Consider the following 9,015-nt stretch of genomic DNA (forward strand, 5'->3'; position numbering starts at 1 on the left):
GTTTTTTTATCTGTATTTTTGCATTTTATCAGCAAAAACGATTAAAATTATAGCCCTAAGGATTTTGTTTCAATTTGTACACTCGGGCTCATCGTGCTCGACATGTACACACTTCTAACATAAATGCCTTTAGCGGAAGCAGGCTTTAATTTTATAATTGATTGTAACAATTCATTTGCATTTTCGGCAATTTTTTGTGCATCAAAGGATGCTTTTGCAACAGAAGATTGAATGATTCCGGCTTTGTCTACTTTAAAGTCGATTTTACCACCTTTTGATTCCATTACAGCTTTTCCCACTTCCATAGTAACAGTTCCTGTTTTCGGATTCGGCATTAAACCTCTTGGTCCTAAAACTCTTCCTAAAGCTCCTACTTTTCCCATTACACTTGGCATTGTGATTATCACGTCCACATCTGTCCAACCACCTTTTATTTTTTCAATATATTCATCTAAACCTACAAAATCAGCACCTGCAGCTTTCGCTTCTGCTTCTTTATCAGGCGTACATAAAACCAAAATTTTATTTGTTTTTCCAGTTCCGTGAGGTAAAGTTACAATACCTCTTACCATTTGATTGGCCTTACGAGGATCAACTCCTAAGCGGATACTCAAATCCACTGAAGAATCAAATTTTGTATTTGTAATTTCTCTTATAATCTTAGATGCATCCGCTAAACTATAAGATTTTTCACTATCGTATTTTGTTAACGCTGCTTTTCTTTTTTTGCTAATTGCCATTTTATTGTTTTTTTGATGTGCAAACGTTTACAAAAAGCAAACTCCATCAGGTTTATATTTTATTTTTTTAAAGGAGATTCGCCGTCAACGGTGATACCCATACTTCTTGCAGTTCCAGCCACCATACTCATTGCTGAATCCATTGTAAAACAATTCAAATCCGACATTTTTTCTTCAGCAATCGCTTTTATTTGATTCCAATTTACGGAGGCCACCTTTTTTCTGTTTGGTTCAGCAGACCCTGATTTCAACTTTGCAGCATCTTTCAATTGCACAGCAACTGGAGGTTTTTTAAGTATAAAATCAAACGATTTATCTGAATAAACAGTAATAATAACGGGTAATACTTTACCTGCTTGATCTTGGGTTCTTGCATTGAATTGCTTGCAAAAATCCATGATATTTACACCTTTTGCACCTAATGCAGGACCAATTGGAGGAGATGGATTAGCCGCTCCGCCTTTTACTTGCAATTTTACAACTCCTGTTATTTCTTTAGCCATTTTTTATTTGTTTTTAAATGTTGAATGTGAATTAGAATTTACGAATGGAAGCTCTAAAAATTCATCCTTCTTAATTCATCATTTAATGATTGTTATTTTTCTTTCTCAACTTGCATGTAACTCAATTCGAGTGGTGTTTTCCGCCCAAATATTTTCACCATAACTTTCAGCTTTTTCTTCTCTTCATTGATTTCTTCAATGATTCCAGAAAAACTATTGAATGGTCCATCTATTACTTTCACTGTTTCTCCAACAATAAACGGAATATTTATCTCTGCATCACTTTCCGCCAACTCATCTACTTTTCCTAAAATACGATTTACTTCTGCTATTCTCAAAGGAACAGCTTCTCCTCCTTTGGTTCCTAAAAACCCAATCACACCAGTAATATTTTTAATGATATGCGGTACTTCTCCCACCAACGCTGCTTCAATCAAAACATAACCTGGAAAAAAGTTTTTTTCCTTACTCACTTTTTTTCCGTTACGAATTTGATATACTTTTTCAGTCGGAATCAGAACTTGCGAAACATAATCTTTCATTCCAAGCAAGCCGATTTCAGACTCAATATATTGTTTTACCTTTTTCTCCTGACCGCTCACAGCCCTCACAACGTACCATTTTCTAACGGGGGTATTGATAACTTTATCGCTCATTGCTGCTTTTTTCGATTAAAAATTATTGAAAAATATGGTAAAATTGTTCCATTATAAAGTTAAAAGATCTATCCATACCAAAAACAATCATTGCGATAATAACAGAAGTAATCATCACAACCACAGAGCTGCTTTGAAGTTCACTCAACGTAGGCCATGATACTTTATGAAAAAGTTCATTGCTTGCGTCTTCTAAATAGTCTTTTATTTTACTCATTTTTTTTCTTTAATTCCATTGCACGGGTGGAGAGACTCGAACTCCCAGCCAATGGTTTTGGAGACCACTACTCTACCAATTGAGCTACACCCGTATTCGTTAGCAATTGGCAGCAGGCAACCGCATTGTAGCGGTTGCCAACTGGAAACTGTTAACTTATTTTATAATTGAAATTACTTGTCCTGCACCTACTGTTCTTCCACCTTCACGGATAGCGAAACGCAATCCTTTATCCATCGCAACAGGTACAATCAATTTCACGGTAATTGTAACGTTATCACCAGGCATAACCATTTCACGTCCTTCCGGAAGTGTAATTTCCCCCGTAACATCTGTTGTTCTCAAATAAAATTGAGGACGATATTTGTTATGGAATGGAGTATGACGGCCACCTTCTTCTTTTTTCAATACATAAATCTCTGCTGTAAATTCAGTGTGAGGAGTGATAGAACCAGGTTTAGCAACAACCATACCTCTTCTGATATCTTTTTTATCAATACCTCTCAACAATAAACCAACGTTATCTCCAGCTTCACCTCTGTCCAATATTTTACGGAACATCTCAACACCTGTAATGGTTGATTTAAGTTTTGTTTCTTGCTCTTGCATACCGATGATTTCAACATCTTCTCCAGAGTTGATAACACCTGTTTCAATTCTTCCTGTTGCAACAGTACCACGACCAGTGATAGAGAATACATCCTCTACTGGCATCAAAAAGTTTTTATCAATTTGACGAACTGGAATTGGAATAAAAGAATCCACCGCATCCATCAATTCCATAATTTTTTCTACCCATTTTGCATCACCATTCAAACCACCCAAAGCAGAACCTCTGATGATAGGAATTTTAGCTCCGTCAAAATTATAGAAACTCAATAATTCGCGAATTTCCATTTCAACTAAATCCAACAATTCAGGATCATCCACCATATCCACTTTGTTCATAAACACAACAATTTGTGGAACGCCTACTTGACGAGCCAAAAGAATGTGTTCACGTGTTTGTGGCATCGGACCATCCGTAGCAGCAACAACTAATATAGCACCGTCCATTTGAGCAGCACCTGTAACCATGTTTTTCACATAATCCGCGTGACCTGGACAATCAACGTGCGCATAGTGGCGATTCGCGGTAGAATATTCTACGTGAGATGTATTAATAGTAATACCTCTTTCTTTTTCCTCAGGAGCATTATCGATAGAATCGAACGATCTTTTTTCTGACAATCCCTTACTAGCTAATACTGTTGTAATAGCAGCAGTTAAGGTTGTTTTACCGTGGTCAACGTGACCAATAGTTCCGATGTTTACGTGTGGTTTGGAACGATCAAATTTTTCTTTAGCCATAGCTATATTGGGTTTTTAAATTTATTGTTATTATTTATTTATTACTAATATTTCACTTTCATTCACTTCTGAAGCAGAGCCGTTGACGGGATTTGAACCCGTGACCTCTTCCTTACCAAGGAAGTGCTCTACCCCTGAGCTACAATGGCTTTTTATTTTGCCGTTCTAACTTTTCATCTTTCAAAAGAGCGTTTACCTCGTCCTCAATTATCTTTAAGAGCAGAAGACCGGGCTCGAACCGGCCACCCTCAGCTTGGAAGGCTGACGCTCTACCAAATGAGCTACTTCTGCTTAATTTTTTTTAATCTTTTAAAAATCTCAATGAACGTTATTCTTCTTCTATTTTTTAGTCTTGAAAAATTAATTTTTCAAGACTTTTTTTTCTATAATAGTTGTTTGTGGGGAGAGAAGGATTCGAACCTTCGAAGTCGTAAAACAACAGAGTTACAGTCTGTCCCATTTGGCCACTCTGGTATCTCCCCTGCCAAATTCACATTACATTATAGAGCCGATGGAGGGATTCGAACCCCCGACCAGCTGATTACAAATCAGCTGCTCTGGCCAGCTGAGCTACATCGGCAAGACTTTCTCACCACTTTTTTTCAAAGAACAAATCAATCTAAATCGACACAAAAAAGCAGTCCCCTTTTTTAAAAAGGACTGCAAAGTTATAACTAATTTAATTAGTTACAAAATAAATTTATTTTTTTTCTAAGAAAAAAGCATATTTATACACCTCTCAATTTTTCTTTGTGCTTTTTTACTTGCTTTGTGAGTGCTTCTATACTTGTATCCACAGCTTCTTCAAAGGTTTTACATTGTTTTTTCGCAAACAAGTCGTTACCGGGAATTAATATTTTTATTTCGGCTACTTTGTTTTCTGCAGCATCAGATTTATCCAACCGTAAAAAAACTTCACTACCAATAATTCCATCGTAAAAATGTCCGAGTTTATCAACTCTTTCCTGCACAAACTCTAATAGTTTTTTGTCCGCAGTAAAATGTATGGACTGAATTTCTGTTTTCATGATTTCCTCCTTTTTAAAAATTATTTTTTTGAATGATATTTATAGTGATTCTATTGTAAATACTATGCTTTCGGATGTGCTTGCTGATATACCTTTTTTAATTTTTCTACTGTATTATGCGTATAAATTTGTGTTGCTGCCAAATTCGCGTGTCCCAATAATTCTTTCACTGCATTCAAATCGGCGCCGTTGTTAAGCATGTGTGTCGCAAAAGTGTGTCTCAATACATGAGGGCTTTTTTTATCAATTGTTGTAACCTGCGCCAAATAAAGTTTTACAATGCGATAGACCATTTTTGGATATATTTTCTTTCCTTTATCTGTAACGAACAAAAAACCTTTTTCGTATTCGATGTTTAAATTATTTTTTTCAACGATATACTTTTCAATTTTATTTTTGAGTTCCGCATGAATCGGCAGAATCCGTTCTTTATTTCTTTTTCCCAACACTTTCAAGTTTCCCGAAAATAAATCAATGTCTTTTTCTTTCAAATTCACCAATTCCGACAAACGAATACCTGTGGCATAAAATAATTCGATGATTAATTTATTTCTGATGCCCTCAAAATTATCAGTAAATAAAACATTATCCAACAAAATAGTCATTTTCTTTTCTTCCACAAAAACGGGCAATTTTTTTGACGTTTTTGGAGCAATTACTTTCAACGTCGGATTGATCTCAATTATTTTTTCTCGAAACAAAAATTTGTAAAACGATTTCAGCACCGTTAATTTCCGATTCACTGTGCGGCTACTGTTTTTTTCTTGCATCAACTCCGCCATCCACAAACGAATGGAGGAAAAATCAGCCTTAATAATGTTTGTGGAATTTATTTTTTCGAGAAACAATTGAAATTGTTTCAAATCATTTTTGTAAGCGGTAAGGGTGTGAGGCGAAAACCGTTTTTCGTACTGTATATAGTGGAGAAATTTTTCTTGACTCATAAGAAACGGGAGAAAACTTACTTGTTTCAACGAATACAATTTTAAAAAGTTGTATCGAAAAGTAAATTTTCTCCCGCAAAATTTTTATTGGGAAAATTATTTTTTTGCTTAAGCTTCTGCTTCTTGCATTTTTTGTTTGTAAACGGCTTTGATACGCGTTTCTCTAAATTTCACGGATGGTTTCGTGAATTTTTGTCTTTCTCTCAATTCTCTTACAACACCTGTTTTTTCAAATTTCTTTTTGAATTTTTTAAGTGCTTTTTCAATTGGTTCGCCTTCTTTTATCGGTACAATAATCATTTTTAATGTTTTTTAGTTTTTAAAACGGATGGCAAATGTAAAAATTAAAAATCAGTTTTCAAAAATTATTTTTTTGAAGCCCTTATTTTAAGATTTCTCTTGCGATAACTATTTTTTGAATTTCGGATGTTCCTTCGCCAATGGTACAAAGTTTTGCATCACGATAAAATTTCTCCACTGGAAAATCTTTTGTATAACCGTATCCGCCAAAAATCTGAACGGCTTCATTCGCTGTTCTCACAGCCACTTCCGAAGCATAATATTTCGCGAAAGCACTTTCTTTGGTTACTTTTTTGTGTCTATTTTTAAGGTCTGCCGCTTGATATGTTAATAATTCTGCCGCTTCTATTTCGGTTGCCATATCTGCTAATTTAAAGGCAATTCCTTGAAATTCTGAAATTGCTTTTCCAAATTGTTGGCGTTCTTTCGAATATTTTACCGCTGCTTCAAATGCGCCTTTCGCGATGCCTACAGATAATGATGCAATCGAAATTCTACCGCCATCCAACACTTTCATTGCTTGTATAAAACCTTCGCCGATATTTCCCATCAACTGATTTTTATGAACTCTGCAATTGTCAAAAATTAATTCGGTGGTTTCGGAAGCACGCATTCCTAATTTATTTTCTTTTCTGCCACTCGTAAAACCTGCAGTTTCTTTTTCAACAATAAAAGCAGACATTCCGTGCGAATCACCTTTTTCTCCAGTGCGCACAATTACAACGGCTACGTTTCCAGATTTCCCGTGTGTAATAAAATTTTTCGATCCGTTTATCACGAAATAATCTCCGTCAGCAACCGCTGTGGTCATCATTCCGCCTGCATCCGAGCCTGTTCCAACTTCTGTTAAACCCCAAGCTCCAATCCATTCGGCTGTTGCTAATTTTGGTAAATATTTCTTTTTTTGTTCTTCGTTTCCGAATGCTAAAATATGTCCCGTACACAATGAATTATGTGCTGCCATTGATAATCCGATAGAACCGCATATTTTAGAAATTTCAACAATTGCAGTAACATATTCTGTGTATGAAAATCCGGAACCACCATATTCTGTTGGCACCAAAACGCCCATCAACCCCAATTCTCCGAGTTTTTTAAAAACCTCTACCGGAAAAATTTGAGCTTCGTCCCACTCCATCATTTTCGGTTTAATATGTTCTTCGCCGAATTTGCGAATCATATCCGCAATCATGCGTTGGTTTTCATTAAACTCGAAATTCATTTGTGCGGTATGTTCCATCGTTTGGTGTTCCATCATTATAATGTATTTTGTTTTTGAGGCTGCAAATTTAGCTTTATTTTTTCCGTTTGAAAAATTATTTTTTTGAAGACGTTTTCTTGTTCTTTTTGTCTTATAAACAAAAAGAACCAAAAAATTCAAGGCTGGGATTTCTCATTTCATTTTAGCTTCCTGAAACCTATTCGTCGGGTGATTTCCTCATTACTTTCGGAACTTCCCAAACTCATCACGCTTTCATTTTGCTAAAATTTTATTTGAAATCCTATGCCGCAAAAAAGTGTCTCAAAAAAGAAAACTTATAGAAAATAGTTTTGAAAAATTATTTTTTTGAACGCCTTTTTCAGACATACAAAAAGCCGCAAACAATGACGTTTACGGCTTTTGAAAAATTATTTTTTCGAATACTCTTTTTTAATCTTGTAAATGAAACGCGTTACGCACGGCATTGTAATCTTTAAAATTTAAGTTTGGATGTTGTTTCATCATTGCAGGAGGAATAACTACCACTTTAAAAAGAAGGGTAACCGATGGAGCAGACGAGAATTCGTACGCTAACCTTATAGTACCATTTTGGAAAACAGGTACCATATTATCTCCATTATTTAATACATGTGTACATGGTAACCCTAACCATTGTCCAGAATTTGAGCTAATATACGCGAGAACTCCGTCAGTATTTACATTTGTGAGAGCCGGCTCAGAAATATTAACAATATAATAAGTAGCAAACGAAGTCCATGAGCTGGTATTTATTGTGTCTATTTTAGTTGAAATGTTTGTACCATTTGTTCCGTTTGTACCATTTGTTCCCGCTGCTCCTGAAGGACCCGTTACTCCCGGTGCGCCATCTTTACCCGAGCAAGAAGCTAAAAATAAAGTTACAGAAGCTGCATAAAATAATAGTTTAAATTTTTTCATAATTTTTTATTTTTAATTGCGCCTACTCGTAATCTTTTCGGCATCCGCTTTGGCAAAAGTATGTATTATTTTAAGAGATGTCAAATATGATACCTTTTTTAAACTAAAAATCCTGTTTCATTGTATCGAGATTTCGCTACAATAATGACTGCCGCAGAAAAAGAAAAAATAAAATTTTTACTGAAATTCGGAGAACATCTGCGCAAAGCGAGATTGAAAAAAAATATTTCGCAGGCGAATTGGCGCGAAGATGTTATATGGACAAACCCAATTTATTCCGAATAGAAAAAGGCAGAGTAAATACGTCTATCTTTATTATCAACAGATTGTTGGAAGCACTAGAAATAAGTTTCGAAGATTTTTTTCGCGATTTTAATTGATCATTTTCGTATTCGAAAAATTATTTTTTAAAGCTATTTTTATGTTTTTCTATTGTCTTGAAACAAATGAAAGTAACAAAGAAAAATTCAATGTTTGGATTCCTCATTTCATTTTAGCTTTCAGGAAGCAAAAAATTTATTTGAAATCCGATGTCGAAAAAAAGGCTTCAAAAAATTAATTTTTTGAAGCCTTAAAAATGAGCTTAAATAAAAGTGCTTGAAAAATTATTTTTTCAACACTATCTTACAGATGAATCACTTCTCCGTAAGCCGCTGCTGCTGCTTCCATAATAGCTTCGCTCATTGTTGGATGCGGATGAATGGTTGTCAATAATTCGTGTCCTGTTGCTTCCAATTCTCGCGCCATTACAATTTCTTCAATCATTTCAGTTACGTTAGCTCCTATTAAATGTGCTCCTAAAATTTCACCATATTTCGCATCGAAAATTAATTTTACGAAACCATCTTTCGCACCTGCTGCACTTGCTTTTCCAGAAGCCGAAAAAGGAAATTTACCTACTTTAATTTCATAACCTGCTTGTTTGGCTTTTGCTTCTGTAAAACCTACGGAAGCAATTTCTGGCTGACAATACGTACATCCCGGAATGTTATTATAATCCAACGGTTTTGGATGATGTCCTGCAATTTTTTCCACACAAATAATTCCTTCTTTACTTGCTACGTGCGCCAATGCTTGTCCGCCAACACAATCGCCAATGGCATAAATACTCGGAATATT

Annotated in this window: 11 protein-coding genes and 5 tRNA genes; all 16 read right to left on the bottom strand. The window is 35.2% G+C overall.

Annotated features, from left to right (window positions below):
* Positions 1–47: 47 nt before the first annotated feature.
* On the bottom strand, positions 48–740 hold the full coding sequence (gene rplA, locus ABIZ51_06925; protein ID MEO7088510.1) for a 50S ribosomal protein L1: 693 nt from the start codon (positions 738–740) through the stop codon (positions 48–50).
* A 59-nt stretch (positions 741–799) separates the two neighbouring features.
* Positions 800–1,243, bottom strand: coding sequence for a 50S ribosomal protein L11 (rplK, locus tag ABIZ51_06930; protein MEO7088511.1), 444 nt, complete (start codon positions 1,241–1,243; stop codon positions 800–802).
* 92 nt (positions 1,244–1,335) lie between these two features.
* Positions 1,336–1,899 carry a transcription termination/antitermination protein NusG gene (nusG, locus tag ABIZ51_06935; protein MEO7088512.1) on the bottom strand — a complete coding sequence of 188 codons (564 nt, stop codon included), beginning with the start codon at positions 1,897–1,899 and terminating at the stop codon, positions 1,336–1,338.
* Between the two features lie 22 nt (positions 1,900–1,921).
* Positions 1,922–2,116 (bottom strand): preprotein translocase subunit SecE, encoded by a 195-nt coding sequence (gene secE / locus ABIZ51_06940; GenBank protein ID MEO7088513.1) that lies wholly within the window; start codon positions 2,114–2,116, stop codon positions 1,922–1,924.
* Between the two features lie 21 nt (positions 2,117–2,137).
* A tRNA-Trp gene (locus tag ABIZ51_06945) sits at positions 2,138–2,210 on the bottom strand.
* Positions 2,211–2,272: 62 nt separating this feature from the next.
* Positions 2,273–3,466, bottom strand: a complete 1,194-nt coding sequence (gene tuf, locus ABIZ51_06950) for an elongation factor Tu (protein ID MEO7088514.1) — start codon at positions 3,464–3,466, stop codon at positions 2,273–2,275.
* 77 nt (positions 3,467–3,543) lie between these two features.
* Positions 3,544–3,615: transfer RNA gene (locus ABIZ51_06955), tRNA-Thr, on the bottom strand.
* A gap of 69 nt (positions 3,616–3,684) precedes the next feature.
* Positions 3,685–3,757: transfer RNA gene (locus ABIZ51_06960), tRNA-Gly, on the bottom strand.
* 108 nt (positions 3,758–3,865) lie between these two features.
* Positions 3,866–3,948 (bottom strand) — tRNA-Tyr (locus tag ABIZ51_06965).
* Between the two features lie 24 nt (positions 3,949–3,972).
* Positions 3,973–4,046 (bottom strand) — tRNA-Thr (locus tag ABIZ51_06970).
* 148 nt (positions 4,047–4,194) lie between these two features.
* Positions 4,195–4,494: a ribosome-associated translation inhibitor RaiA gene (raiA, locus tag ABIZ51_06975; GenBank protein MEO7088515.1), complete on the bottom strand. Its 300-nt coding sequence runs from the start codon at positions 4,492–4,494 to the stop codon at positions 4,195–4,197.
* Positions 4,495–4,556: 62 nt separating this feature from the next.
* A complete protein-coding gene (locus ABIZ51_06980; GenBank protein ID MEO7088516.1) occupies positions 4,557–5,438 on the bottom strand; it encodes a tyrosine recombinase XerC in 882 nt (293 codons plus the stop codon).
* A 108-nt stretch (positions 5,439–5,546) separates the two neighbouring features.
* Positions 5,547–5,738 (bottom strand): 30S ribosomal protein S21, encoded by a 192-nt coding sequence (gene rpsU, locus ABIZ51_06985; GenBank protein MEO7088517.1) that lies wholly within the window; start codon positions 5,736–5,738, stop codon positions 5,547–5,549.
* Positions 5,739–5,820: 82 nt separating this feature from the next.
* Complete coding sequence (locus tag ABIZ51_06990; GenBank protein MEO7088518.1) at positions 5,821–6,960, bottom strand: acyl-CoA dehydrogenase family protein; 1,140 nt, start codon at positions 6,958–6,960, stop codon at positions 5,821–5,823.
* A gap of 429 nt (positions 6,961–7,389) precedes the next feature.
* Positions 7,390–7,896 (bottom strand): hypothetical protein, encoded by a 507-nt coding sequence (locus ABIZ51_06995; protein MEO7088519.1) that lies wholly within the window; start codon positions 7,894–7,896, stop codon positions 7,390–7,392.
* Between the two features lie 624 nt (positions 7,897–8,520).
* Positions 8,521–9,015: dihydrolipoyl dehydrogenase (locus ABIZ51_07000; GenBank protein ID MEO7088520.1), on the bottom strand; the 495-nt coding region annotated here is incomplete at its 5' end.

The organism is Bacteroidia bacterium, from assembly GCA_039924845.1.
In the GTDB taxonomy this organism is placed as follows: Bacteria; Bacteroidota; Bacteroidia; order DATLTG01; family DATLTG01; genus DATLTG01.

Excerpts from the sequence above, each read along its gene's own strand:
- rplA (MEO7088510.1), bottom strand. The coding sequence starts at position 740 with ATGGCAATTAGCAAAAAAAGAAAAGCAGCGTTAACAAAATACGATAGT.
- rplK (MEO7088511.1), bottom strand. The coding sequence starts at position 1,243 with ATGGCTAAAGAAATAACAGGAGTTGTAAAATTGCAAGTAAAAGGCGGA.
- nusG (MEO7088512.1), bottom strand. The coding sequence starts at position 1,899 with ATGAGCGATAAAGTTATCAATACCCCCGTTAGAAAATGGTACGTTGTG.
- secE (MEO7088513.1), bottom strand. The coding sequence starts at position 2,116 with ATGAGTAAAATAAAAGACTATTTAGAAGACGCAAGCAATGAACTTTTT.
- tuf (MEO7088514.1), bottom strand. The coding sequence starts at position 3,466 with ATGGCTAAAGAAAAATTTGATCGTTCCAAACCACACGTAAACATCGGA.
- raiA (MEO7088515.1), bottom strand. The coding sequence starts at position 4,494 with ATGAAAACAGAAATTCAGTCCATACATTTTACTGCGGACAAAAAACTA.
- ABIZ51_06980 (MEO7088516.1), bottom strand. The coding sequence starts at position 5,438 with ATGAGTCAAGAAAAATTTCTCCACTATATACAGTACGAAAAACGGTTT.
- rpsU (MEO7088517.1), bottom strand. The coding sequence starts at position 5,738 with ATGATTATTGTACCGATAAAAGAAGGCGAACCAATTGAAAAAGCACTT.
- ABIZ51_06990 (MEO7088518.1), bottom strand. The coding sequence starts at position 6,960 with ATGAATTTCGAGTTTAATGAAAACCAACGCATGATTGCGGATATGATT.
- ABIZ51_06995 (MEO7088519.1), bottom strand. The coding sequence starts at position 7,896 with ATGAAAAAATTTAAACTATTATTTTATGCAGCTTCTGTAACTTTATTT.